Annotated in this window: 22 protein-coding genes and 1 riboswitch; of the genes, 17 read left to right on the forward strand and 5 right to left on the reverse strand. The window is 68.8% G+C overall.

What is annotated here, in order from left to right; all coding sequences use genetic code 11:
- Positions 1 to 123: 123 nt before the first annotated feature.
- Positions 124 to 1,347 (forward strand): helix-turn-helix domain-containing protein, encoded by a 1,224-nt coding sequence (locus WA675_RS05170; protein WP_336082368.1) that lies wholly within the window; start codon positions 124 to 126, stop codon positions 1,345 to 1,347.
- 1,099 nt (positions 1,348 to 2,446) lie between these two features.
- Positions 2,447 to 2,617 carry a hypothetical protein gene (locus WA675_RS05175; protein WP_336082370.1) on the forward strand — a complete coding sequence of 57 codons (171 nt, stop codon included), beginning with the start codon at positions 2,447 to 2,449 and terminating at the stop codon, positions 2,615 to 2,617.
- 14 nt (positions 2,618 to 2,631) lie between these two features.
- Here the strand turns inward: WA675_RS05175 and WA675_RS05180 are convergent, their stop codons facing one another.
- Positions 2,632 to 4,248, reverse strand: a complete 1,617-nt coding sequence (locus tag WA675_RS05180; RefSeq protein ID WP_336082832.1) for a recombinase family protein — start codon at positions 4,246 to 4,248, stop codon at positions 2,632 to 2,634.
- Between the two features lie 131 nt (positions 4,249 to 4,379).
- Here WA675_RS05180 and WA675_RS05185 point away from each other — a divergent pair, with 131 nt between their 5' ends.
- On the forward strand, positions 4,380 to 5,156 hold the full coding sequence (locus WA675_RS05185; RefSeq protein WP_336082371.1) for a helix-turn-helix transcriptional regulator: 777 nt from the start codon (positions 4,380 to 4,382) through the stop codon (positions 5,154 to 5,156).
- Here WA675_RS05185 and WA675_RS05190 read toward each other — a convergent pair.
- On the reverse strand, positions 5,127 to 5,597 hold the full coding sequence (locus WA675_RS05190) for a DUF6326 family protein (RefSeq protein ID WP_336082373.1): 471 nt from the start codon (positions 5,595 to 5,597) through the stop codon (positions 5,127 to 5,129). The two genes, WA675_RS05185 and WA675_RS05190, sit on opposite strands and share 30 nt — an antisense overlap.
- Positions 5,598 to 5,757: 160 nt before the next feature.
- On the opposite strand from WA675_RS05190, the gene WA675_RS05195 reads away from it, so the two are divergent.
- Positions 5,758 to 6,891, forward strand: a complete 1,134-nt coding sequence (locus tag WA675_RS05195) for a sensor histidine kinase (protein ID WP_336082374.1) — start codon at positions 5,758 to 5,760, stop codon at positions 6,889 to 6,891.
- Complete coding sequence (locus tag WA675_RS05200) at positions 6,888 to 7,544, forward strand: response regulator transcription factor (protein ID WP_336082375.1); 657 nt, start codon at positions 6,888 to 6,890, stop codon at positions 7,542 to 7,544. The genes WA675_RS05195 and WA675_RS05200 overlap by 4 nt, the downstream gene beginning before the upstream one ends.
- A gap of 17 nt (positions 7,545 to 7,561) precedes the next feature.
- On the opposite strand, the gene WA675_RS05205 is transcribed toward WA675_RS05200, so the two are convergent.
- Positions 7,562 to 7,855 (reverse strand): hypothetical protein, encoded by a 294-nt coding sequence (locus WA675_RS05205; RefSeq protein WP_336082377.1) that lies wholly within the window; start codon positions 7,853 to 7,855, stop codon positions 7,562 to 7,564.
- Between the two features lie 268 nt (positions 7,856 to 8,123).
- Here WA675_RS05205 and WA675_RS05210 point away from each other — a divergent pair, with 268 nt between their 5' ends.
- The 4 genes from WA675_RS05210 to WA675_RS05225 all read left to right on the forward strand — a co-directional run bounded on the left by WA675_RS05210 (position 8,124) and on the right by WA675_RS05225 (position 13,715).
- On the forward strand, positions 8,124 to 8,924 hold the full coding sequence (locus WA675_RS05210) for an LppX_LprAFG lipoprotein (protein ID WP_336082379.1): 801 nt from the start codon (positions 8,124 to 8,126) through the stop codon (positions 8,922 to 8,924).
- A gap of 226 nt (positions 8,925 to 9,150) precedes the next feature.
- On the forward strand, positions 9,151 to 10,617 hold the full coding sequence (locus WA675_RS05215; protein ID WP_336082381.1) for a cytochrome b5 domain-containing protein: 1,467 nt from the start codon (positions 9,151 to 9,153) through the stop codon (positions 10,615 to 10,617).
- Positions 10,618 to 10,662: 45 nt separating this feature from the next.
- On the forward strand, positions 10,663 to 11,856 hold the full coding sequence (locus tag WA675_RS05220) for a type III polyketide synthase (RefSeq protein WP_442945562.1): 1,194 nt from the start codon (positions 10,663 to 10,665) through the stop codon (positions 11,854 to 11,856).
- Between the two features lie 11 nt (positions 11,857 to 11,867).
- Positions 11,868 to 13,715, forward strand: coding sequence for an ATP-binding cassette domain-containing protein (locus tag WA675_RS05225; protein ID WP_336082383.1), 1,848 nt, complete (start codon positions 11,868 to 11,870; stop codon positions 13,713 to 13,715).
- Between the two features lie 61 nt (positions 13,716 to 13,776).
- On the opposite strand, the gene WA675_RS05230 is transcribed toward WA675_RS05225, so the two are convergent.
- On the reverse strand, positions 13,777 to 14,652 hold the full coding sequence (locus WA675_RS05230; RefSeq protein ID WP_336082384.1) for a glucosyl-3-phosphoglycerate synthase: 876 nt from the start codon (positions 14,650 to 14,652) through the stop codon (positions 13,777 to 13,779).
- A 230-nt stretch (positions 14,653 to 14,882) separates the two neighbouring features.
- Here WA675_RS05230 and WA675_RS05235 point away from each other — a divergent pair, with 230 nt between their 5' ends.
- The 6 genes from WA675_RS05235 to WA675_RS05260 all read left to right on the forward strand — a co-directional run bounded on the left by WA675_RS05235 (position 14,883) and on the right by WA675_RS05260 (position 20,989).
- Positions 14,883 to 16,229: a TerD family protein gene (locus tag WA675_RS05235; RefSeq protein ID WP_336082386.1), complete on the forward strand. Its 1,347-nt coding sequence runs from the start codon at positions 14,883 to 14,885 to the stop codon at positions 16,227 to 16,229.
- A gap of 46 nt (positions 16,230 to 16,275) precedes the next feature.
- Positions 16,276 to 16,467: riboswitch (cobalamin riboswitch) on the forward strand.
- A 29-nt stretch (positions 16,468 to 16,496) separates the two neighbouring features.
- Positions 16,497 to 17,534, forward strand: a complete 1,038-nt coding sequence (locus tag WA675_RS05240; protein WP_336082388.1) for an ABC transporter substrate-binding protein — start codon at positions 16,497 to 16,499, stop codon at positions 17,532 to 17,534.
- Positions 17,531 to 18,529 carry a FecCD family ABC transporter permease gene (locus tag WA675_RS05245; RefSeq protein ID WP_336082389.1) on the forward strand — a complete coding sequence of 333 codons (999 nt, stop codon included), beginning with the start codon at positions 17,531 to 17,533 and terminating at the stop codon, positions 18,527 to 18,529. Before WA675_RS05240 ends, WA675_RS05245 begins: the two co-directional genes overlap by 4 nt.
- The gene (locus WA675_RS05250) at positions 18,526 to 19,593 is read left to right on the forward strand and encodes a FecCD family ABC transporter permease (RefSeq protein WP_336082391.1); all 1,068 of its coding nucleotides are present in this window, start codon (positions 18,526 to 18,528) and stop codon (positions 19,591 to 19,593) included. Before WA675_RS05245 ends, WA675_RS05250 begins: the two co-directional genes overlap by 4 nt.
- Entirely contained in the window at positions 19,590 to 20,378 is a 789-nt protein-coding gene (locus WA675_RS05255) for an ABC transporter ATP-binding protein (protein WP_336082392.1), read from the forward strand. The genes WA675_RS05250 and WA675_RS05255 overlap by 4 nt, the downstream gene beginning before the upstream one ends.
- The gene (locus tag WA675_RS05260) at positions 20,375 to 20,989 is read left to right on the forward strand and encodes a (2Fe-2S) ferredoxin domain-containing protein (protein WP_336082393.1); all 615 of its coding nucleotides are present in this window, start codon (positions 20,375 to 20,377) and stop codon (positions 20,987 to 20,989) included. The genes WA675_RS05255 and WA675_RS05260 overlap by 4 nt, the downstream gene beginning before the upstream one ends.
- A gap of 39 nt (positions 20,990 to 21,028) precedes the next feature.
- Here WA675_RS05260 and WA675_RS05265 read toward each other — a convergent pair whose 3' ends face one another.
- A complete protein-coding gene (locus tag WA675_RS05265; protein WP_336082394.1) occupies positions 21,029 to 21,889 on the reverse strand; it encodes a haloalkane dehalogenase in 861 nt (286 codons plus the stop codon).
- A 117-nt stretch (positions 21,890 to 22,006) separates the two neighbouring features.
- Between WA675_RS05265 and WA675_RS05270 the strand changes: the two genes are divergently transcribed.
- Entirely contained in the window at positions 22,007 to 23,791 is a 1,785-nt protein-coding gene (locus WA675_RS05270) for a TerD family protein (protein ID WP_336082395.1), read from the forward strand.
- 114 nt (positions 23,792 to 23,905) lie between these two features.
- On the forward strand, positions 23,906 to 24,343 hold the full coding sequence (locus tag WA675_RS05275; RefSeq protein WP_336082396.1) for a DUF7691 family protein: 438 nt from the start codon (positions 23,906 to 23,908) through the stop codon (positions 24,341 to 24,343).
- The last annotated feature ends 5 nt before the right edge of the window (positions 24,344 to 24,348 follow it).

Consider the following 24,348-nt stretch of genomic DNA (forward strand, 5'->3'; position numbering starts at 1 on the left):
TTGATCCAGCGCGGCTGGCCCATTGACGTTATGGTCGCGGTCAGGGGTCGACGGGTACGAAATGTACCCCTACCCCGGTAGTCTGGAGCCGAATATCAGCACCCGCCGTGAAAGGGTGATCGCATGGACGACACCGCGCCTGTCGGATTGCGCATCAAACGCCACCGCGAACGAATCGGCATGTCGCGGCCTGTGCTCGGTGGTCTCGTCGGCCGATCCGCGGAGTGGGTGAAGTCGGTCGAGACCGGCAAGTTGCAAACACCGAAGCTGCCGGTCCTTCTCGACATCGCCAAAGCGTTGGGATTGTCCGACCTCGCCGAACTGACGGGCAACGGACACGCGGTCTCGGTCCAGGTGTACGCGGGCACTGAGCACCCGGCGCTTCGCCAGGTCCAGGCCGCGCTGACCGCTTATCGGATGCCGGTGGCCGATCGCGGTGAGCCGCAACCTGTCGCGCACCTGGCCGAACGGCTTCGCCTGGCCTGGAAGGTGCGGCACGCCAGTCCCCGTCACCGGTCCGCGCTCGGCACATTGCTACCCGATCTGATCCGCGACGCCCAGCGGGCCGCTCATCGGCCCGGACCCGATCGTCGCGCCGCACGCGCGGTATTGTCCGGGGTCTACCAGTTGACCGACTTCTTCGTCGCATACCAGCGCGACACCACGCTGGTATGGCTGGTCGCCGACCGCGCGTTGGAACAGGCGTACGAGGCCGACGATCCCAATCTGATCGCCTGTGCCACGTGGGCAATGGTGCAAGCCCTGCGTGACAGCGGCCGGTGGGACGAGGCGCTGAGCCTGATCAGCGCCGGTATCAACACGATCGACCCCTACCTGGAACGCGAGCAGACCCCCGATGATTGGCGCGGAATCGTCGGGGCGCTCGAAGCCGAGGCCGCGCTGATCCATGCCCGCCGGGGCCGACATGGAGACGCCTGGGCCGCGTGGGACCGCGCGGACAGGTGGGCACGAGCCCTCGGACCGTCCTACCGACATGTTCAGACGTCGTTCTCACAACCGGTTCAGCACGCCAACGCACTCACCTTGGGAGTCGACCTTCGCCGGAGCGGTGAAGCGCTGCGCGCCGCCCGTGGACTCGACGCAGAGACGATCATCTCGATTCCTCGTCGCAGTCGTCACCTGATCGAGGTAGCGCGCGCACACTCGCAGAACAGCGACCGGGCAGCTGTTCTCGCGGAGCTCGACAAGGCGCAACGCACCGCACCGGAAACCATCTCCTACAACGGGTACGCCCGTGACATGCTGCTCGACCTTCGCAAGAGCCCGCCGACCGGGGCTGCGGCAGCGGTTCGGGACCTCTGCGGACGTGTCGGACTTGCGGCCTGATCCTCCCGCCGAGGAACCAAGGTCAAATCGATGCCGACGCATGTGCTGAGGCATTCGTGAGAATGCCCTCCCGGTCCCGCGCTCGCCAGCGCCGCGAGGGCCCCTTTCCCAGTCCGCTACCTCGGCCCTGGTGCGCGAGCTCGGTCTGGATGGTCGCGCGATCGGTTCGCACGATGGTTGCCGATCGGGTGGGGGATGGATTTCGGTGGTGGTCAATGCGTGGGGTTCTGCGGGGGGGAAATGCATAGGGAAATGCGGGGGGCCATCAAATGATCCCACTCGGGTGCCGCATCTCCGCAGCGTAGGCGGCACATTCGTGCGCGGGTGTCATCCAGGATTGTCGATTATTCTATTGATAATAGACATCCGTGCCCGCTGCTTGCTGTTGACTGCGGGAGATCATGCGAGGCCGATTCCGGGTGCTCGCCCCCGGGTCGTTCCAGCCCCTGTCATGAGATCGGTCCACCCAACCTGTGGTGTCTCTGCCGACGTCGAGGTGCGTTGCGTGGCGCGCCTGGCGCGGTCTGCCGTGGGGTGAGTAGATCGGTGGGTGCGGCGATGAATATTTTTCCGTGGCATGTTCGATGGCGAGATCACCTGAATTGTTCGGTGCGCGGATCAAAACGACGCACCCGCACTCAGTGTTTCCGCTGGTCACCGGCGGGATATCCGCGCGGATATCAACATGGATTGTCTATACATTCTCTATGTATAGACAATCCGTGGCAGCCCGCGTCTGTGCTGATTGTTCCACATTCATGTTGATTGTGTGCCGATCAGCGTCTCCGATCCCGAGCTCGGTTGACCTGCGCGTTTCGATCGTTACCGAATCGTCATGCATTGTCGTGTCCTAAAACGGGTGTTTTCGCGGCAGTAGAGAGGCGTACACGCATCTCTGTTTCCGTCCGCTTGTGCCGCCGGAAACGCCGTCAGGGAGGACCCCCGTTCATGCCCGCTGATCCGCACAACGTTTCCAGCCTCGACGCTGCCCGTGTCCGCCGCGCGCACCGCCGCCACACTCCCGAAACCCGCGCCGGGGGCCGTTGACGGCACTGCGGGCGAATCCGGCCGTGAAACGGCCACACCCAGCGCCGGGGGCATGTGGGTGGGACCGACCAGCGAGCAGACCCGCCGCCTCGTCGCCGAGAGCCGGATACGGCAAGGACTCCCGCCGACGATCGAGAACCCGGCCGCGATCGAATCGCTGGCACTGTTCCTGCGCAACGCCCTCGAAACCCTCGACCGCGACCGGCACGGGAGAGCCGCGTGAGGTCGGCCCCGGCTTTATAGTTCCCGCCACACGATCTCCACCGAGGAGGTGTCGAACCGCCACGCCTTGCCGTTCTGATCCACCCATTTCGCCGCGTAGATCTTCGCGGGTTTCACGATCACCTTCTCCACCAGACGTTCAGTGGCTTCGTGTCGCCACCGCGCCCCCTTCGTGTGCCACGCCTTGCGCAACTCGCCCGGGGTGGACCCGATATCGGCCAGCACCGCCAACGCTTGCGCACCGCATAGCGAATCCTGTTCGGCGCACAGGGTTTTCAGTGTCTGTTTGAGGCTGGCGATGGTGCGTTCGGTAACCCGTAGATCGTCGGGGTCTCCCGCGCCGGTCAGGATCTCGCTGCGCTGGTCGGTCTCGGCATCCAGACTCCCCGTCGTGATCTCGATCCGCCGCTGCAACCCTGCGATCCGTCCGGCGTTGTCGTTGCCCCGGTCCAGCCGCGACAAGATCTGCGGGTCCTCATAGGCCTCGATCACCTGCTGGGCCACCCACATCTCCAACGCGCCCGCATCCCGGAACACCCGCCCGCACCCACACGGCCGTTTCGCGGCGTCCCGGCTCCGGCACCCGTAACGGCGCTGGTTGACCGTGCCGTGCTTGCGCTGACGCTCGAGCTGCGACCCGACCATCCAGGCACCGCAGTACTGCCCTGCCCGGTCGGTGCTCTCGGGCCAGGTCCCCCCACATTCGGCGAGGCCGGTCAGCCAGTACTCGCCGTTACGCTGCCGGGGCCGCTCGGGGTTCTTCGCCCGCCGATGCGCGGTGATCGCCGCGCGCATCGCGTCGTGTTCGGCGCGGGTGAACACTGCGGGCCACTGGGCGCGGTGCCGGGTACCGGTGCGGGTGTGGACCCGGATACCGTTCCCGTCCGGGTTGTTCAGGCACTGGCACCGTTGCCCGGCGGTGTCGGTGTGCTCACCCAGGTCATAGGCCACATACGCCTCCAGCAACAGCAGACGCGACAACTTGCCCACCCGCCACAGTCCACCCTCCGAGGTCGTGATGCCCCGGGCGTTCCAGTCCGTAATGATCGTGGTCTGCGATTCCCCGTTGATGATCCGGTCCCGGCCCTCCCGCAACACCGCCACCTCCTCATCACGCAACGCGCACCGATCCAGAATCTGCGCGCCGGTGACCGGGTGGATACCGACAACGCGGCCGTATCCGAATCGGCGGGAACCGCCCTGCATCACTCCCTTCGCGGCTTCCTCGCTCATCCTGTCGAGGAGGTTTTCGGTGTTGGTTTCGCGGTACTCGGCCGCTTCGGCGACCTTCACCATGAAGTTCTTGCGTCCGGCACCGGAGGTCAGGTCGTATTCGGTGTCCTTGACGAACACATACCGCACCCCCTCATCCCGCCCGAGTTTCATCAACCCGTTGCCCAGGTCGTAATCCCGGGTCAACCGGGCCACGTCACGGGCCAGGATCGTTTTCGCGGGGCCAGCGGCCACCAGCCGCAATGCTTCGCGCAACCCCGGCCGGTCGGCATCGGCGCCCGACAGGTCGTTGTCACAGAAAATCCGCGCCAACGCCAACCCCTCGCGGGTGGCGTGGGCGGCCTGGTTCTTGGCTTGCAGCTGCACCACTTCGGCCCGGTCCTTCTCGTCCCGGGAGATGCGAACCTACCCGTACACCCACTGCGCAGGGTCCACACCCACCACCCCGGCGGCCAGGGTGGTGTTGATCTCGACAAGCCAATCCGGCTCCCTACCAACTGTTTTCGTCATATCACCACGGTACGGAAGGAATGCATAACGAACATGTCGCTGGTGTCGGGATCACCTGGTACACCTGGCTCGAGCAGGGCAGGCCGATCAATGTCAGTGTGCAGGTGTTGAACGCGGTGTCGCGGACATTGCGGCTCGATTCGGTGGAGCGGGCTCATCTCTATCGGCTGGCCGAGGTGCCGACGGTGCCGAGTACGGTGGATGCCGAGACCGTGATCTCACCGGGGATACCGCTCATTCTCGATCAGCTGGATCCGTTGCCCGCGGTGTTGATCAGCCCGAAGTTCGATGTGCTGGCGCGCAATGCCGCCCATCGGACGCTGTTCCCGGGTTTCACCGGCAATGTGCTGCGGACGGTGTTCCTGACGCCGGACTGCTGTAATCCGTACGTGTACAACGCCGGTGATCTGCGCAGGATGGTCGCCTACCTGCGCGGTGCCTACCCCGCGCACCGCGATGATCCGGCGTGGCAGGGCCTGGTGAGCGAGTTGTGCGCCGAGAGCGCGGCTTTCGCGACACTGTGGACGAGCAACGATGTCGCGGCGCCGGTCAGCTTGGTCAAAGAGGTCCGGCATCTGGCCGTCGGGACGATCACGCTGAACCTGACCAGTCTGTCGTTGCCGCTGTTCGAGGGTGCGTGGGTGCAGGTCTTCACACCGGTGGACGAGACGCAGGACGCGCGATTGACGTCGCTGTTCGCGATGAGTGACGAGCAACGTGACGCGCCCTGGCTCGAGCACGCTGTGCACTGTCCCAGCGCGGTCCGGTCAGGCCGTCGCGCTTCGGGGTCGACGTAGGGCCGGGTCGGTCGCCGATTCCGTGGTGCGGGGCCAGGTCCAGGCGTACCGCACGATGAGGCCGAGCACGATCAATTCCAGGACGACGCCGAGGCTGTAGTAGTACAGCCAGAACCCGCCCGCCACGTTGAAGACCGTGACGGGGACGTACACCGCGACCACGACGAGGTTCGTGACGCGGTTCGTCCGGGCGGGCAGCGTCATCGACAGCACGATCATGAAGATCGGGATGGCCATGAGGGTCAGCGCGGTGATCGAAAAGGTCTGGGAGAGGCCGAACTCGAAGACCCGGCCGTCGAGGATGTCTTCGACGACGCCGGGCGTGTAGAAGCCGAGAATGTCGACGTAGGCGTACAGGAACATGAAACTCGTCCACGCCGCGGCGAGCTTGGCGCGCACCGGCATCGGCTGGTCTTCGAAGGGCGGATCGGGGTGGCTCATCATGGACTCCTTGGTGGTGCGGATCGGGTAGGTCCACGATCGCGCAGCCCGGCCGCGGGCACACCGGCCCGGAGGCTGGAGTCACCCGGCCGATGGCATGACCTGTTTCTCGTACTTTCGGCTGGTACGCCCGGGTGCGCCGATCCCTAGACTGGACCCCGTGGTCACCGTCCCGCGCTCCCTCTGGCACGAGCCGCGGCCCGCTGACGCCCCACCCATCGGTCGTCTCGACTGGCTGCTGGTGGGCGTGTTCACGGCCGCCGCCTCGGTCGAGAGCATCATCCGGCCGGACTTGGCGTGGCGGCCCCTGGTCGCGGTGCTCGCCCTTGCGCTGATCCCCGCCCTGCTCTGGCGGCGGATCCGCCCCCTCACGGCCACCCTGATCGGGTGGGGTGTCGCCGGGCTGCTCGCGGTCCTCCAGCTGACCGCGCACGTCGGCGACCTCTACGCCATGATGGCGGTCCTGATCCTGCTCTACGCCCTGGTGCGGTGGGGCTCGGGACGGGAGATCGCCTGGGGGACGGCGTTCGTGACAGTCGTCGTCGTGCTGGGGATGTACGCCGGGTCCGCGGGCTGGGCCGACGTTTTCGGCGGCACCGTCCTGTTGCTGTTGATCGTCGCCCTCGCGGCGGTGTTCCGCTACCGCGCGGACCTCTGGCAGCGCCGACAGCGCGAGATCCGCAATCAGGAGCGGGTGGCACTCGCGCGCGAGCTGCACGACATCGTGGCCCACCACGTCTCGGCCATCGCGGTGCAGGCGCAGGCCGGTGGCGTCGTCGCCGCCACCCAGCCCGCGACGGCCGCCGAGGTCCTGGCCGCGATCGAGTCCGAGGCGACGCGAACCCTCGCGGAGATGAGGTCGATGGTGCGGGTGCTGCGCGAGGAGGAGGCCGTCGCGTACGAACCGCAGCCGGGCGTCGCCGACCTGCCCGCCCTGGCGCGCGCCGGGGTCACACCCGCTGTCGAGGTCTCGCTGGACGGTGCGGCGAGCCGATTGCCACGACCCGTGGACGCCGCGCTCTACCGGCTCGCGCAGGAATCGCTGACCAACGCCGTCCGGCACGCCCGGAACGCGACTCGCGTCGGGATCGCCGTCCGCCGGGAGGGCGACGCCGTCCGGCTGCGGGTCAGCGACGACGGACAGACCCCGCCGGGGCCGGTCCCGGAGCCCGGATTCGGCCTGCTCGGCATGGCCGAACGCGCCCAGCTCCTCGGCGGATCGTTCGCCGCGGGACCGGGGCCCGACGGCGGCTGGGTGGTCGAGGCGGTACTGCCGGTGGCGGCGAAGGCATGAGCATCCGCGTTGTCGTCGCCGACGACCAGGACTTGGTCCGGACCGGGCTGGTGATGATCCTCGACGCGCAACCCGGCCTCGAGGTGGTGGGGGAGGCGGCGGACGGGCTCGCCGCGCTCGACCTGGCGACCCGGCTGCGTCCCGACGTCCTCCTCGTCGATATCCGGATGCCCGGGCTCGACGGTGTCGAGGTGACGCGGCGCCTGGCCGGGCCGGGCGTCGGGAACCCGATGGCGGTCGTCGTGATTACCACCTTCGACCTCGATGAATACGTCCTCGGCGCCCTGCGCGCCGGTGCTCGCGGCTTCCTGCTCAAAGACGCCGGACCTCAGCTCCTCGTCCAGGCCATCCACGCGGCCGCCGACGGGGACGCGCTGATCGCCCCCAATGTCACCCGCCGGTTGCTGGCGACCTTCGCCGAGCAGGCTCCGGCGGAACCGATCCAGCCCATCGACCCGCTCACCGACCGCGAGGAGCAGGTGCTCGCGCTGGTGGCACGCGGCCGGACCAACGCCGAGATCGCCACCGAGCTCTTCGTCGGGCTGAGCACGGTCAAAACCCATGTCGCGTCGTTGATGAGCAAGCTCGGCGCCCGCAACCGCGTCGAGATCGCCCTGTGGGCCTACGACACCAGACGGGTGCGCGCCGACTAGCGGTTCCGGCGCGCGGCTCAGTCCCGCCGTCGCGCCTTGCCGGGGTCGATGTAGAGCCGGATGCCCTTGTACACCACGGTGTTCGGCAGCTCGTCATCGTCGTTGTCGGGGTCGCCGGACTCCGACGGATCCGGCAGTTCCGCCCGCTCCTCGATGACGATCTGGGCGCGCGTCGCTCCGGGATCGAACATCTCCTGGAACGGCCCGACGAACGAGCCGCCGAGGCCCCGATGCTTCGCCCGGCGAGCCGCCCACCCGAACAGCACCACCGGGCCGACGGTGGCGATCAGCAGTAACAAGTCCCCGCCCATTGCTCCGAGCGTACCGACCGCGAACCAGCGGCGGCAGTCACAGACGACACTCGGCCGGGTGCGGTCCGGGAAGGGGCTGAGCATGCCCGGCGGGGACGAATTCGATAGTCCCCGCGTATAAGTCGCGAATCGAAATCCTCGGGTACTATCGCCGTCGGGGGAGCACGAGATGTCCGATGGTCTGCTTAGTATGTCGCAGGCAGCGGTAGCTTCGGCTGCCTCACCACAGCGATACACGACCATCTCCAGGGGATGAAACTTGATCGACATGACACCGAATCCCAGCACGCGGCGCCGCTTCTCGCGGCGCTCCGCCCTCACTTCGGTCGTCGCGGCGGCGGCCCTGTGCGCGGCCCTCGTGTCCGGCTGCTCCAGCGACGAGACCACCACCACCGCTCCGCCCACCGGTGCGCTGCCCGACGGCGCGCAGCTGGTGAAGGAGTCGGCCAAGACCACCCAGACCCTGCGGACCGTGCACCTGAACATCGACGTCACCAACCTGCCGGACCTGCCGGTGGAGACGGTGTCGGCCGACGTCACCAACGAGACCCAGGGCTCCGGCGCCGCCATGGGCGAGGCCAAGGTCAAGATCAAGCCCGAGGACCCGTTCACCGAGGCCAAGTTCCTCGTGGTCGACAAGGTGCTCTACACCGAGACCGGCGGCCGCTACGTGCCCGCGGGCCCGGCGGAGAAGGTCTACGATCCGGGCGTCATCCTGGACAAGGACAAGGGCATCGCCAATGTCATCGCCAATGTGCAGAACCCGAAGGCCGAGAGCCGTGAGGTCATCGACGGCATCAACACGGTGAAGATCACCGGCACCATCGACGCCGCCGTCATCGACCCGATCGTGCCGCGCATCGGCCAGAACGCCGGGACCATGCCGATCACGCTGTGGATCCAGGACACCGCCCCGCCGGAGTCGGACTCCACCAAGCCCTCCGACGCCGCCTCCACCGGTGACGGCCCGAACCTGGTGAAGGCCGTGGTCACCAAGGACGCGGGCGAAGTCACCGTCGGCCTGTCCAACTGGGCCAAGCCGGTCAATATCGTCAAGCCCGCGGGCTGATCGGACCGGTAACCGGACCACCACCCACACCGGTCCGGGGAGCGCGGAGCCTGGCACGCAGTGCCGTCCGCGGCCCCGGGCCGGTGTGTCGTGTGGGTGTCGCCCTGGGTCCGCGAATCATCAACGCACGCAGGCGCATCCGATAAGAGAATGTTCAGCGAGATGCAAGGCGCGACAAGGACTATACGTGTCGGGACGCTGGTCCGCAGGCACGGAGGAAGTACACATGACGATCGATGATCGACCTGATGAAGAGGAGCGCGAGCTCCCGCCACCACCCGGCCCCGGGGGTCGGCCTCCCGTCAACAACGTATGGGTGTATAACGGCAGAGCCTACGACCTGAGTGACTGGATCTCCAAGCATCCCGGCGGTGAATTCTTCATCGGCCGCACGAAGAACCGCGATATCACCTCGATCATCGGTTCCTACCACCGCGATCCGGAAAAAATCGCGCGCATGATCGAGCGTTACGCCCTCGATCGCGCTGCCACCCCGGAAGACATCCATCCCAAGAACAACGCGCCCGACTTCCTGTTCAAGGAAGGCTTCAACAGCTGGGACGACACCCCGAAGTACAAGTTCGACGACAAGAACGACCTGCTGCACAAGATCAAGGCCAGGATCAAGGAACCCGAACTGGCCGCTCGTCTGAAGCGCATGGACCGGATGTTCGACATCGTGGTCGCCTTCTTGATCTTCGCCTACTTCGCGGTGCAGGGCCTGCGCCTGTGGGATACCAGCTGGATGCCGCTGCCGGTCTTCGTGATCGCGATGGTGCTGCTGCGCAGCTCGCTGGCCGGGTTCGGCCACTACGCGATCCATCGCGCGCAGAAGGGCTGGAACAAGTACGCGGTCAACGCCTTCGACATGAACTATGTCGCGCTGTCGTTCGTCACCGCCGACGGGCACGCGCTGCTGCACCACCCGCACACCCAGAGTGAAGTCGACATCAAGAAGAACGTCTTCACGATGATGATGCAGGTACCGCGGCTGTACCGGGTGCCGATCCACACCGTGCACAAATTCGGGCATCTGCTGACCGGGATGATCATCCGCCTGCTCGATGTCTGCCGCCTCACCCGCAAGGTCGGCATCAAGGACATGTACGGCACCTGGGGTGGCGCGCTACCGCACTTCATCGGCTCGTTCGGCGTGCGGTTCCTGCTGGTGGCCGAGGTGGTCGTGTTCACCCTCGCCGGTGACTTCTGGGCCTGGGCCCTGCAATTCGTGATCACGCTGTGGATCTCCACCTTCATGGTGGTGGCCAGCCACGACTTCGAGGTGCCCACCGAGGAACTGCACACCGAGACCGAGGACTGGGCGGTCAACCAGCTCGAGCAGGCCTACGACCTGACCGTGGTCGGCAACAAGTACGTCGACTGCTTCCTCTCGGCCGGGCTGAGCTCGCACCGTGTCCACCACGTACTGCCGTTCCAGCGCAGTGGTTTCGCCAATATCGCCACCGAGGACGTGGTGCGCGAGGAATCGGCGAAGTTCGGCGTGGAATGGCTGCCCGCGAAGAGTTTCTTCGGAGATCGTTTCCCCAAGCTGTGCCGGACCTACCTGCTCGCGCCCTCGCGCGAAGCCCAGGACAACCGGTGGGGGATCGTGCGCGAGCATTGCGCACCCACAGCGCTGAAGACCTGCGTCACCTACACGGTGCAGGGCTTCACCGGCATCGGAACCGTCTGACCCTTCCCGGCCGGTTCCAGTCTGTATTCGAAAGGATTTGTGCCCGTGTCTGTTTCCATTGATGAAGGTAAGCGGCGACCCCTCGGCCTGCCGCGCACGGCCGACGTCGAGCGCGGGCACGAGCTGCTACCGCCCACGCCGCCGACCACCGTCGGAGTGATCGAAGCCGTCGCCACCGGTTCGCCGGAGCTGGTCGTCGAGCAGAGCGTGAACGCGGGCCGGGTGGCCGAGCTGTTCACCGATCCGGCCCAGCGGCAGCGCATTCCGCGGATCTACCAGAAGACCCGCATCGACACCCGCCACCTGGCGATCGACCCGCTCGACCCGGACTTCCTCGAGTTCAGCCGCCGCCCGGGCACCATCCGGGACCGGATGAACCTGTTCTTCGAGCACGCGACGCCGCTGGCCGTCGACGTGGCCCGGCGCGCGGTGGCCGGACTGGCGAACCCGGCCGAGGACATCGGCCAGCTGATCTTCGTGACCAGCACCGGGTTCATCGCGCCCGGCGTGGATGTCGCGGTGGTCAAGGAACTGGGCCTGTCGCCGACGGTCAACCGGATGATCATCAACTTCATGGGCTGCGCGGCCGCCATGAACGGCATCCGTGCCGCCGTGGACTACGTGCGCGCCCACCCGGACAAGAAGTCGATGGTGCTGTGCATCGAGCTCAGCTCGGTCAACGCCGTGTTCGACGACGACGTCAACGACGTGATCACGCACAGCCTCTTCGGTGACGGCTGCGGCGCAGTGGTGATCGGCGCCAACCAGGTGCACCAGCCGCTGGCACCGGGCAGCGTGGTGATCCGCGACAGCTTCAGCCACCTGTTCGACGACGCCGAGGACGGCATCGTGCTGGGCGTGCAGGACGCGGGCATCACCTGCGAACTGGCGAGCAGCCTGCCCGACTACATCTACCGCGGCGTCGACCCGGTGGTCTCGGAAGTGCTGGCGCGCAACGGACTCGGCAAGGCCGACATCGACCTGTGGGCGATCCACCCCGGTGGCCCGCGCATCATCGAGGAGTCGGCGCGCTCGCTGGGCATTCCCCGCGAGACCGCGGCCCCGAGCTGGGCGGTGCTCGCCGAGCACGGCAACATGCTGAGTGTGTCGTTGATCTTCGTGCTGGAGCGGATGATCCGCGACGCGCAGACCACGGCACCGATCTCGACCGGCGTGGCGTTCTCGTTCGCGCCCGGTGTCACCCTCGAGGGCATCGTCTTCGATGTCATCCGCAGCTGAGAGCCGACGTCATGCAATTGCTCCGTTTTCTCGCCGCGCTCTCACCGGCCAGGATCGCGGCCGTGGTGGTCGCGGGCCTCGTCGCCGGTGTGGCCAACACCTATCTGGTGACGCTGATCAACGCCGTCGTCTCGCCGAAACCGCAGCCGGACAACCTGCTGCTGCGTTTCGCCGGAACCGGACTGGTGATCCTGGTCAGCGGTGTGCTCTCGCAGGTACTGCTGATCCGGTTGTCCCAGGAGGCGATCTACCGGCTGCGCAGTGACCTGAGCGCGAGTATCGTCGCCGCGCCGCTGGAACACCTGGAACGGCTGGGCACGCACCGGCTGATCGCGACCCTCACCGAGGACGTGCGGGCGCTGTCGCAGGCGGTCACCGCGATTCCGTCGATCTGTGTCGACGTGGCGACCATCGTCGGCTGCTTCGTGTTCCTGGCCATCGTGTCGGGGCCGATCTTCGCGGTGACGGTGGCGGGCACGCTGATCGGCATCGCCTGCGTGGAGATGGTGCTCAAGCGGGTGCGCCGGATCTACCGGGAGGCCCGCGAGAACGAGGACGCGCTGCTGCGCTCGTTCCAGTCGGTCACCCTGGGCATCAAGGAACTCAAGCTGCACCGCGGCCGTCGCCGGGACTTCATGGACCGGCATCTGCTCGGCTCGGCGGGCACGCTGCGCGATCAGAACACCGACGCGGGCTCGAAGTTCTCCTACGCGCAGGGGTTCGGGCAGGCGCTGCAACTGGCGACCATGGCGCTGATCCTGTTCGTCATCGCGGCGGCGCTGAATCTGCCGCGCGACACCATGATCGGGTACGTGCTGGTCACCACGTTCCTGGCGATGCCGATGCAGAACTTCATGCACCGCATCCCGGACCTGCTGCGTGGCGATGTGGCGCTGGCCAAGATCCGCGGCATGAACCTGTCGATGGAGACGCTGCACAACGAGGATCTGCTGCCCTTCACCGAGCGTCCGGCGGCGGGGGAGGCCAAGCTGGAACTCGCGGGCGTGAGCTACGTGTACCGCTCGGAGGCGCCGTCACCGGTACCGCCGCCGCCGGGCGCGCCGCCCGGTCCGCCCGGGCTCGGTGGTCCGCCGCCGCGTCCCGGACCGCCGCCGCGCGGCGCGAACGGGCATCCGGGGCATCATCCGGCGCATCCGGGTGCGCGGCCCTCGGCCGGGCCGGATGTCAACGGCAAGAACTGGGTCGATCACGGTGCCACGGACGTGCGTCCGGTGCCGCTGGGCCCGCCGCCCGGTGTCGACGAGGGCGAGGAGAGCGGGTTCCGGCTCGGTCCGATCGACCTGGTCTTCGAGCCGGGGCAGATCTCGTTCATCGTCGGTGGCAACGGCAGCGGCAAGTCGACGCTGGCCAAGCTCATCACCGGTCTGTATGTGCCACGCACGGGGTCGTTGTCGCTCAACGGGGAGAGGATCGACCACGACAACATCGAGTGGTACCGGCAGAATTCGTCGGCGGTGTTCACCGATTTCCACCTGTTCGAGGACTACCTGGGCTTCGACCGGCCCGGGATCGACGAGGAGGTCCAGCGCTACCTCGATGAGCTGCAGATCGCGCACAAGGTGACCGTGCGCGACGGGCGGCTGTCGACGGTGGATCTGTCACAGGGCCAGCGCAAGCGGCTCGCCCTGCTCACCGCGCTCCTCGAAGACCGCCAGATCTACGTCTTCGACGAGTGGGCCGCCGATCAGGAGCCGCGCTTCCGTGAGGTGTTCTATCGCGAGATCCTCACGGATCTGAAGCGGCGCGGCAAGACGGTCATCGTGATCACCCACGACGACCGCTACTTCGACTGCGCCGATCAGCTGGTGAAGCTGGACTTCGGTCTGGTCGCCGCCTAGGTCGCACGCGCCGAGCGCCGGTGCGGTTCCCGTTGGGGACCGCACCGGCGCTTGTTGTGTGTCAGGCGATGTCGCGGTGGGTGGCGATGAGCCGGGCCATCGGTGGGCGGTCGGTCAGGCTGACCTCCGAGGGGGTGCGGCGCCAGCCGTCGTCACTGGGCAGGAACTGCACCAGCCCGATGCCGGAGTCGCGGATGCCGAGCCGGTCCAGCAGGGTCGCCACCACCTGCCTGCTCATCACCGCCAGCTCGTGCGTGGAGCGGTGCCGGTGCACGCGGACACCCAGGTCGACCTGGGTGATCGCGGACAGGCCGCGCCGCTGCCAGCAGTCGAGCAGGATGCCGATCTCGGCGCCGAAGCCGCTGGCGAAGGAGATCTCGCCGAGAAAGCTCCGGGTGGCGGCGTATTCACCGCCGAGCGGGTGCACGATCTCGGCCAGCGCGGGCGCCAGGGCCGTGAGCAGGGGCCGCGCGACGAGCTGGGTGACCCGGCCGCCGCCGTCGGGGTCGACGCCTCCGGCCAGCGGTCGCCGGTAATAGCCCTTCACCAGGGCCAGGCCCGGGTCGGTGAGCAGCGGGTCGAGCAGGGTGGGCACGAACATCGGGTCCGGTTCCACCAAATCGGCGTCGAGGAAGACGATCAGGTCGCCGGTGCACACGGCAAGCGAACGCCACAGCACCTCGCCCTTGCCCGGGCGCGGGGCGATGTCGGGCAATGCTTCCTCACGGGTGTAGACGGCGGCACCCGCCGCCCTGGCTCGCGCGATGGTGCGGTCGGTGGAGCCCGCGTCGAGCACGATCAGTTCGTCGACCAGCCCGCCGAGCAGCGGGCGGACCGAGGCGACCACTCCGGCGACCGTGTCCTCGTCGTCGAGCGCGGGCACCACCACCGAGATCCGGCGACCGCCCTTGCGGTCGATCAGTTCACGGACGTTCATGCCGACCAGTGAACGTCAGCCCGGCCCACCTCGCCACCGATCGCCGCGGATCCTGTGACCGGAGCCAACAGATCGCCGGGCGCCGTGGTGGTGCGGACTGGTGAACGGGCTGTTCGGGCCGGTGGGGTTGTCGGCGGAGACGGATCGGAACCCCGCTCCGGACGCGGGACGCGGGTACCCTGTCGAACGAATCCGCCTGGTGCGGTCATCCGGTCGACGGAGGTAGGGGCATGAGCGCGGCGACGGTGGTCGAGGTGGCCAAGGGATCAAAGACCGACCTGGGGGAGCACCGGTACACGATCCGGCTCGACCTCGACGACCCGGCGGGGGCGGTCGATGTGTCCGCGGTGCTGCTGACCGCCGACGGGACGGTGCGCTCCGACGCCGATTTCGTGTTCTTCAACAATCCGGTCGCGCCGGGGGTGCGGATGGAGTCCGACGCGGTGGTGTCGGTGGACCTCGCGGCGCTGCCCGCGGACATCCACCGGGTGGTGATCGCGGGCAGTACCGAGGCACAGGGCATCCGGTTCGGCGAGGTCAGCGGATTGCGGGTGAGCGTCGCGGGGGTGGGCGAGTCGATGACCTTCACCCCGCCGGATCTGACCAGTGAGACGGTGTTGCAGGCGGTGGCGCTGTACCGGCGCGGTGGCGGGTGGCGGCTCGATGCGATCGGGCAGGGATACAGTGCGGGACTCGCGGCCTTCGCGACCGAACACGGGATCGTCGTCGACGAGGATCCCACTGAGGTTGTCGCGTCGCCGCAACCCGCCGCGTCGCCGCAGCTCGCCGCGCCTTCGCAACCTGTTGCGCCACCGCCGGTTCCGGCTACACCCCAGATCGATCTGCGCAAGGTCGACGTGGTCCTCACCAAGGACACACCCGACCGCCGCGCCAGCATCGACCTGCGCAAAGGCGACCCCGGTTACGTCCTCACCGTCGGCCTCGAATGGGACGGCCGCGGTGCGAGTTACGCCCCCGACGGCCGCGTCACCCGGTACGGCAAGGGCGATCTGGACGTCTATTTCTTCTGCCGTAACGAGATAACCGGCGACTACGTGGTGATCAGTGGCGAGAAGGGCCACCAGGGCGATCTCGCCGTCTGGCCGTTCCTACACCACCAGGGCGATTCCCGCGGCCCCGGCGCGCACGGCCGCCCCGCCACCGAACAGGTGATCGTGCGCCCCACCGAGAACGGGGATCTGCTGCTCAACGTGTACCAGTCCGTCGACAACGGCGCGGGCGCCATCGATACCTTCGGCCGCCCCCGCGTGCGGGTGCGTTACGGCCGCCCCGGACCTGACGGGCTGCCGGGCGCCGATGCCGACCAGATCACCGTGCTGATCGGCAACGGCAAGAACTCCTTCTGGGCTACCGTCGCCCACATCGACGTGCGCGACGGCATTCTCACCGTCGACGGCACCACCCGCTACAGCCGCGCGTTCAGCGAACGCATGCCCGTCCTCGACACCGGCGGTGCCTGGGTCCGCTCGGCCAAGAACGGACCGGTCGGGCGCAGCAAGGGCAAGAACGGCCTCGGCCTCACCCGGTACGAGGGGACCTGCCCGAACCCCCGCTGATCGGACAATTCGACCAGCCGACCCGACCATCCGATTTCCGATCTTGGTACAGTCCCCGAGCCGTGGTGTTCGGGAAATCGGTGCGAAACCGGTGCGGCCCTCGCCACTGTGATCGGGAAGTGACGGATCGATCCGGGCGGCTGATGCTGTCCGGGGCCACTGGGGCATGCCCTGGGAAGGCTGAACCGGCGCGCGCCATCCCGTCAGCCAGGAGACCGGCCACGGCCACGAAGTACCCATTCCACGAGGACCTGGAAGGCCGTCACCTTGAGCTGTTCTGTTGTCGCGCGCCTACGGACCGGCGCGCTGATCGCCTGCGCGGTTGTCGCCGCTGGCTGCGCGCCGTCACCCGCACCGGCCACCACCGGCGCGAATGCCGTCACCCGCGCCAACTGCGGCATCGATGTCGCCGTCGACTCCCCGCCGCAGCGCATCTACGCCGCCTACCAGCCCTCGATCGAGATCGCGCACGCCCTCGGCGTCACCGACCGGCTGGTGCAGACGGCGTTCCTCGACGCGGCGGTCCTGCCCGAATACCGTGACGCGCAGGCGAAGTCGGACTACGTCCAGAAGCTGCCCAGCCGCGACGAACTGCTCGCGAAAAAGCCGGATTTCGTGCTCTCGGGTTACAACGGCGTCTTCGCGGCCTCCGCGCAGAACAGCGTCGGCACCCGCGGCAGCCTGCACGACCTCGGCGTGCGGACCTGGGTGCTGAGCCCGCTGTGCCCGAGCGCGGACGGACTGGCCGACGAGGCCATCGACCCGAAGACCGTGCGCTTCGACAATGTCTACGCCGACCTGCGCGACCTGGGTGCGCTGTGGGGTGTGGCCGGGCGTGCCGACGAGGTGGTCACACAATTGAGCGCGCGGATCGCGGCGGTGCGCGCGAAGGTCGCCGCCGCGCCCCGGCCGCGGGTCGCGGTCGTCACACCCAAGGACGACGGGTCCTACACTGTCGCGGGCGGGATCGATTTCATCACCCAGATCATCGAGGCCGCCGGTGGGGTGAACGCCTTCGCCGATCTCACCGAGCGCCGCAATGTGCCGATCGGCGCGGAAGCCCTCATCGCCCGCGACCCCGACATCATCCTGACCAGCCAGTGCTGCGATGCCGCCTACACCCGCGCCGACGCCCAGCCACAGGTCGACAAGCTCGTCGGCAATCCGGCCTTCGCGAACATGACCGCCGTGCGCGCGAACGCGGTGCATCCGTTCCTGTTCGCGGACCGGGCCGCCGGTGTCCGGATCGCGCACGCGACAGAACTGGTCGCCGAGCTGATCCACCCCGGCTTGTTCGGCCGGTGACCCGCACCGTCCGCGGCACCGGCCTGCTCCTGGCCGGTGCCGCGCTCGCCGCTGTCTGTGTGGCCTCGGTGCTGATCGGCGCGCACCCGCTCGCGTTCGACGACGCGGTCGCGGCGTTCACCGACTTCCGCGGCACCGACACCGACCGGATCGTCCGCTACATCCGGCTGCCGCGCACGGTGGCTGGCCTGCTCGCTGGGCTGGCGCTCGCCCTGGCGGGCGTGGTGATGCAGGGCCTGACCCGCAATCCGCTGGCCGGTCCCGGACTGCTGGGTGTCAATGCCGGGGCCTCGCTGGCCATCGTGCTGGCCATGGGCACCCTGGGCGTGACAACAACCTCGGGATTCCTCTGGTTCGCCTTCCTCGGTGCCGCGGTGGCCGCCGCGTTCGTCTACACCCTGGGATCACTGGGATTCGGTGGTGCGACACCGGTGAAGCTGGCGCTGGCCGGTGCCGCCTGCACCGCCCTGTGCGCCTCGATCACCACGGCCGTCACCCTGCTGGACCGCACCACCTTCGACAATTTCCGGTTCTGGGTAGTCGGGTCCCTGGCCCGCGCCGAGAGCGAATCCGTCTGGGCGGTCGCGCCGTTCGTCGCTGTGGGCGCGGTGCTGGCGCTGGCGGTGGCCCGGCCGTTGAACGCCATCGCCATCGGTGACGACATGGCCCGCACGCTCGGGACACGGCTCGTCGCCGTGCGCGTCACCGGGGCGGGCGCGGTCGTGCTGCTCGCGGGCGCGGCGGTGGCGGTGGCGGGGCCGATCGCGTTCGTCGGCCTGGTCGTCCCGCACATCGCCCGGGCGGTCGGCGGTCCCGATTACCGCTGGGTGCTGGCCTGGTCGGCCCTGTTCGGGCCCACCCTGCTGTTGCTCGCCGACATTGTCGGCCGGGTGGCGGTGCGGCCGCAGGAGATCCAGGTCGGCATCGTCACCGCGTTCGCCGGGGCGCCGTTCTTCCTGTACCTGGTGCGCAACCGGAAGGTGGCGACGCTGTGACGATCACCGAACCCCGTGTCCTGCCCCGCGACACCCTGCTGCTGCGCTCGCCGGGACGGCGGGTGGTCCTGCGGGTCCAGCGCCGGTCCGCGCTGCTGACCGTGCTGTTCACCGCGGCGGCGCTGGCGGTGGGGGCGTGGTCGCTGACCGTCGGGCACTATCCGCTGACGACCGCCGATGTGCTGCGTGTGCTCGGTGGCGGCGGCACGCTCATCGAATACGACGTGGTCGTCGCCGACCGGCTGCCGCGCGTGCTGACCGGGCTGTGCGTGGGCGCGGCGTTCGCCCTGGCGGGGGTCGTTCTCCAGCGCATCGCGACGAACCCGCTGGTCAGTCCGGAGATCATCGGGATCAACGCGGGCGCCTCGCTGGGCGCGCTGGTGGTGAGCGCGGTGCTCGGCGGTACCGGCCTGTGGCTGGTCGGTGGCGCGCTGGGCGGGGCCTTCGTCGCGATGGTGCTGATCGTCGTGGTGGCGACCAAGGACGGTCTCGACGGCTACCGGCTCGTGCTCGTCGGCATCGGGGTGACGGCCATGCTGTCCTCGGCCATTGCCTTCGTGCTGACCAGAGTCGATGCCTACCAGGCACATACGGCCGCCATGTGGCTCACCGGCAGTCTCGCCAATCGCGACTGGATGCACGTCTGGTTCGCCGGTACGGCCCTCGCCGTGGCGGTGCCCGCGCTGATCGTGTGCGCCCGGTCGCTGCCGCTGCTCGAGCTCGGCGACGAACTCGCGAACTCCCTGGCGGGCAGGCGCGGTCCGCACCGCACGGTCCTCATCGTCGTCGCCGCGGCCGCCGCCACCCTGGCCACCGCCGCGGCCGGGCCGATCGCCTTCGTCGCCCTGGTCGCGCCGCAGATCGTGCGGCGCCTGCTCGCCGAACGCGGGGCCGGGCTCGCGCCTGCCGGGGCGGCGGGCGCACTGCTGGTCGTCGCCGCCGATCTGGCGGCCCGCAGGCTCTTCCCGGCGGAACTGCCGGTCGGCGTGGTGACCGCGCTGCTCGGCACCCCGGTCCTCGTCTACCTCCTCGCTCGCGCAACCCGAATCGGACACGCTGGATGACCGCACACCTCACCACCGACGCCCTCACCCTCGCCTACGGCGACACCGCGATCGTCACCGACGCCACCGTCGACTTCCCGCCCGGGCGCTTCACCGTCATCGTCGGCCGCAACGGCTGCGGCAAGTCGACGTTGCTGCGCGGGCTCGCCCGGCTGCTCCGGCCCAGCGCGGGCGCGGTGCTGCTCGACGGTGCCGATATCGCCCCGCAGCAGGCCAGGACGGTGGCGCGCCGAGTCGGCATGCTGCCGCAACAGCCCGTCGCGCCGGACGGCATCACCGTCGGCGACCTCGTCGGGCGTGGGCGTCATCCGCATCAGCGCTGGTTCCGGCAGTGGTCGGCCGAGGACGAGGCCGCGGTGCGCGCGGCACTCACCGCCACCGACACCCTCGACCTGGTCGAGCGCACCGTCGACCAGCTCTCGGGCGGCCAGAAGCAGCGGGTGTGGCTGGCCCTGGCCATCGCCCAGGACCCGGAGGTGATGCTGCTCGACGAACCGACCACCTTCCTCGACCTGGCCCACCAGCTCGATGTGCTCGACGTCCTGCGTAATCTGTTGCCGCGCACCATCATCGCCGTACTGCACGATCTGAACCTGGCCGCCCGCTACGCCGACCACCTGGTCGCCATGAAGGACGGCCGGGTGGTCGCCCAGGGTTCGCCCGCCGAGATCGTGCGCCCGGACCTCGTCGCCGAGGTGTTCGGGGTGGCGTGCGCCGTGATCGACGACCCGATGACCGGTACGCCCCTGGTGGTTCCGGCCGGGCGCACGGTGCGTGCCGGATGACGCGCCGCCACATCCTGGTCGCCCGGCCCACCCCGTCGGGCGTGGACCTGCCCGCCGTCACCGCCCTCGCCGAGGCCTGCGGCATCGGCTACGCCCTGCTCGACCAGGGCGAGCCGACCATCCACGATGTCCTCGACGACGCGGCCCGCGACGACCTCCCGGTGACCCTGATCCCGCTGGCCGTGCCCCGCGACCGCTATCTGGAGACCTGGATCGCCCGCGCGGTCGCCAACTGGAAGGCGACCCGGGCTCGCGACCTCGATGTTCGGGTCACCGAAGGTGCCGACAGCACACCGGCTTTCATCGACGTCGTGCGCGCGCTGATGCGCGCCGAGGGGGAGCCGGTCACCGCCAGTCCGCGCGCGTTCCGCAGCCCGGCCTGGTCCCGGATCCCCGACCACACCAGCCACATCCTGGTCTGCCGCGGTCCACGCTGCACCGTCTACGGCGCCGCCGAACTCCACCGCACCCTCCGCCGCGACCACCCGACCGCCCTGGTCACGCCCACCGGCTGCCTCAACCCGTGCAACCTGGGACCGCTCTACATCACCTACCCGGACGGGCAGTGGCACACGAACGCCCTCGAACCGCTGCCCGAAAAGGAGGCCTGAGCGTCTTCGCGTTTCCGTGAATCGAGTTGTCCGGCGCCGCTACGGGAATCGTCGGCTGATCGCTGCCGCGATGTCGGCGGGTGCGTACTCCGGGACGAAATGCCGGGCCTGTGCGAACTCGATGATCTCGAGGTCGGCGAAGGCGCTGCGCAGCCGGGGCAGGCAGGCTTTCGGCCGGAACACCATGTCCTTCATGCCCCACACCGCCAGCGCCGGTTTGTCGCCGAGCAGGGCGGGCACGTCGTGTTCGAGCCGGGCCAGGAGTGGGCGGGCGGCGGTGATCTGGCCGGGCGTCACCGCGAGGGCGGCCCGGGCCTCCGGGGTGGATTGCACGCCACGGTAGTGGTCGGCTTCGGCGGTGCCGAGCATGCTGCCCAGCTCGCCCAGCAGGACACGTTCGATGAGGAAGTTGCGTTCCAGAATGCGCCGCCGCAGCAAGGCGCTGCTCATGATCCGGCTGAATGCCCGGTTGACCGGCGCCTCGATCGGCCAGAGCGCGGTATTGCCCAGGGCGATTCCGCGTACCCGGTCGGCGCGGGTGGTCGCCGCGCCGAGGCCGATCGGCCCACCCCAGTCGTGGCCCATCACGACGAAACCGTCGAGATCGAGGTGATCGATGAGCTCGCCGACGACGGCGGTGTGCTCAGCGATGGTGTACCTGTAGGCGGCGGGGCGTTCGGACAATCCGAATCCCGGATAGTCGACGGCGATGCACCGGTACCGGTCACGCAGCGCGGTGATCACGCGCCGGTACAGAAAGCTCCACGCCGGAGCTCCGTGACAGAACAGGATCGGCGGGCCCGATCCTTCGTCGATGTAGTGCACCCGCGCCGCGGTGGCGTCGAACCAGCGCGACCGGAACGGATACAGCGTCTGGTCGGGCACGAAATCGATCAGCACAGCACCTCCCCCTCGGACTTTCCCACTGCACCCTAACCGATGTCGGGAGACCGGTTCGGTGCCGGGAATCATGAAGTGGCCCGCAACATTTCGGCCGCCGTCTATGATGCGAAGCTCATGCGGGCGATGACACAGGACGACGAGCAACAGCAGGTGGCCGGGTTCGGCGCGTTCACCGTCGTGGACGTCGAGACCTCCGGGCTGCGGCCGCACGAGCACCGGGTGCTCTCGGTCGCGGCGCTCACCCTCGACAGCGCGGGGCAGGTGAGCGAGGAGTTCCACACCCTGCTCGATCCCGGCTGTGATCCCGGCCCGGTGCACATCCACGGACTGACCGCCGACGTGCTGCGGGGGTCACCGGAGTTCGGTCAGGTGCGCGAGCGCCTGGCCGGGCTGCTCGACGGCCGGGTCCTGGTGGCGCACAACGCGTTGTTCGACTACGGATTCCTGGCGCGCGAATTCGCCAGGACCGGTGCGCGGCTGCCGGTGGACCGCCGCCTGTGCACTCTCGCGCTGGCTCGGCGGGTGGCGCCACCGACGCCGGACTACAAGCTGGGCACACTCGCGTCGTATTACGGTGTGCCCCAGCACAAGGCCCACGACGCGCTCGACGACAGCCGGGTGCTCGTCCAAGTGCTGCGCGCCTTGGTCGCCGACGCCGCGCACCTGGGCATCGCCGCACCCCTGCTCGACTGTGCCGACGACACCGCACGCACCGCCGGGCCGCGCTGGCCCGTGCAGCGGCGCGGTCCGAAACAGCCGTGCGCCTTCGCCTATCCGGGCCCGATGCCCGCCGGAGGGCCGCTGCGGCAGGGGATGAAGGTCGCGTTCACCGGCGAGACCCGCATCGACCGGGAGGAACTGGTCGCCCGCGCCGAGGCAGCCGGGCTCGATGTGACCGGGACGGTGAGCCGACGCACCAGCGTGCTGGTCACCAACGACGCCGCCTCGGGCAGCGGGAAAGCTCGCAAGGCCGCCGAATTCGCGACCCCGATCCTCGACGAGAGACGTTTCCTCGCCCTGCTCGACGCCATCGAACCGGGACAGTCCCGCTCGGCCGCAGGACAGTCCCGTCCGGCCGTCGCGGGCCGCACCGCGCCGCGTCCCCGGCCGCCGACCGGCCCGCTGTCGGGACGCCGGGTGCTGGTACTCGGCGGCACCCACGAGCAGGCCGCCGCCGCGCGGGTACGGATCGTCGCGCTGGGCGGCTCGGTCGCGGTGAACCTCTCGGCGACGGTGACCGATCTGCTCGTGCTCGACGGCGGCGACGCCGACCATCGCGTGCGCAGGGCGGCCGAGCTCGCGCTCACGGTCCACGGGCCGCGACTGCTCGAATCCGGCGCCGCCGCTCCTCGCGAGCAGCCTGCCCCGGAACCGGACGTGACACAACTGTCGCGCGGCCAGGTGGTCGACCTGCCCACCACCGATCGCACCTGGGCACTGCGTGCCACCTGGAACCAGCTCGACGACCAGGCTGTCGACCTCGTCGCCTTCCTGGTGGACGACACCGAAAAGGTCGCCGATTCCAGCGATTTCGTGTTCTACAACCAGCCCGAAGCGCCCGGCGCCCGGTTGTCCGAGGATGGCCCGAACGAGCAGGCCATCACGATCACCCTCGACGACCTACCCGAACACTGCCGGCGCATCGTGTTCGCCGCCGCGCTCGACGGCGCGGGCCGCACCTTCGGCGACGTCGGTGCGGTCGAGCTCGAGATCGCCACCGGCCCCGAATCGAGCACCCTGCTGCGCGCCACCCTCGACGCGGCGACCACGGAACGCACTCTGCTGCTCGCCGAGCTCTACCTGCGGGCCGACACATGGCGCCTGCGGGCGGTCGGTCAAGGCTACGAAGCCGATCTCGCCGCTCTCGTCGATCGCTACGGCGTGGAGGTCGCCGACTGACATCGGGAACGGCCCTCGAGGCCGTCATCGGTTCCGGGGACGAGGAATTCCTCCGACGGCTGCTGGCGGATCTGCCCGAGCACGATGCGGAGGACGAGTGCTGCGAACCGTGCGGTGACCCCGAATGGGGGCGCCGAGTGCGAGGAGTGCTACCGCTGCGAGGACGCCCAGGCGCCTCACGCGTTGCGAGCGATCTTCGCCGGTGGGCCGTATACCGAGAGCCACGCGCACGCCTACGTCTGCGCGCTCGAGTCGATCTGCACGGACCTGGGTTCGGACGTCGGTGAGGTGAGCTTCTGGTTCGGCTACGACGGCCTGCCCGACGTGATCCTGAGTCTGGCCGCCGACATGGACGGCGAAGGCCCGTTTCCCAGCACCGAGGACAACGGCTGGGGCCACATCGGCAAGCGGAGCTGCGCGGAACAGTTGCCCGAGTGGGAGGCCATCGCCGCCGGCCCCGACGACCACGGCGGCTATGCCGACGACATCGTCGAGTGGTTCCGCGAATCCAAGGCCGCCGACAAGGATCTCATCGGTTTCTGGGCCGGGTAGCGTCC

Source organism: Nocardia sp. SSK8 (assembly GCF_037034205.1).
Taxonomy (GTDB): Bacteria; Actinomycetota; Actinomycetes; order Mycobacteriales; family Mycobacteriaceae; genus Nocardia.

Excerpts from the sequence above, each read along its gene's own strand:
- WA675_RS05170 (WP_336082368.1), top strand. The coding sequence starts at position 124 with ATGGACGACACCGCGCCTGTCGGATTGCGCATCAAACGCCACCGCGAA.
- WA675_RS05175 (WP_336082370.1), top strand. The coding sequence starts at position 2,447 with ATGTGGGTGGGACCGACCAGCGAGCAGACCCGCCGCCTCGTCGCCGAG.
- WA675_RS05185 (WP_336082371.1), top strand. The coding sequence starts at position 4,380 with ATGCATAACGAACATGTCGCTGGTGTCGGGATCACCTGGTACACCTGG.
- WA675_RS05190 (WP_336082373.1), bottom strand. The coding sequence starts at position 5,597 with ATGAGCCACCCCGATCCGCCCTTCGAAGACCAGCCGATGCCGGTGCGC.
- WA675_RS05200 (WP_336082375.1), top strand. The coding sequence starts at position 6,888 with ATGAGCATCCGCGTTGTCGTCGCCGACGACCAGGACTTGGTCCGGACC.
- WA675_RS05205 (WP_336082377.1), bottom strand. The coding sequence starts at position 7,855 with ATGGGCGGGGACTTGTTACTGCTGATCGCCACCGTCGGCCCGGTGGTG.
- WA675_RS05210 (WP_336082379.1), top strand. The coding sequence starts at position 8,124 with ATGACACCGAATCCCAGCACGCGGCGCCGCTTCTCGCGGCGCTCCGCC.
- WA675_RS05215 (WP_336082381.1), top strand. The coding sequence starts at position 9,151 with ATGACGATCGATGATCGACCTGATGAAGAGGAGCGCGAGCTCCCGCCA.
- WA675_RS05225 (WP_336082383.1), top strand. The coding sequence starts at position 11,868 with ATGCAATTGCTCCGTTTTCTCGCCGCGCTCTCACCGGCCAGGATCGCG.
- WA675_RS05230 (WP_336082384.1), bottom strand. The coding sequence starts at position 14,652 with ATGAACGTCCGTGAACTGATCGACCGCAAGGGCGGTCGCCGGATCTCG.
- WA675_RS05235 (WP_336082386.1), top strand. The coding sequence starts at position 14,883 with ATGAGCGCGGCGACGGTGGTCGAGGTGGCCAAGGGATCAAAGACCGAC.
- WA675_RS05255 (WP_336082392.1), top strand. The coding sequence starts at position 19,590 with ATGACCGCACACCTCACCACCGACGCCCTCACCCTCGCCTACGGCGAC.
- WA675_RS05260 (WP_336082393.1), top strand. The coding sequence starts at position 20,375 with ATGACGCGCCGCCACATCCTGGTCGCCCGGCCCACCCCGTCGGGCGTG.
- WA675_RS05270 (WP_336082395.1), top strand. The coding sequence starts at position 22,007 with ATGCGGGCGATGACACAGGACGACGAGCAACAGCAGGTGGCCGGGTTC.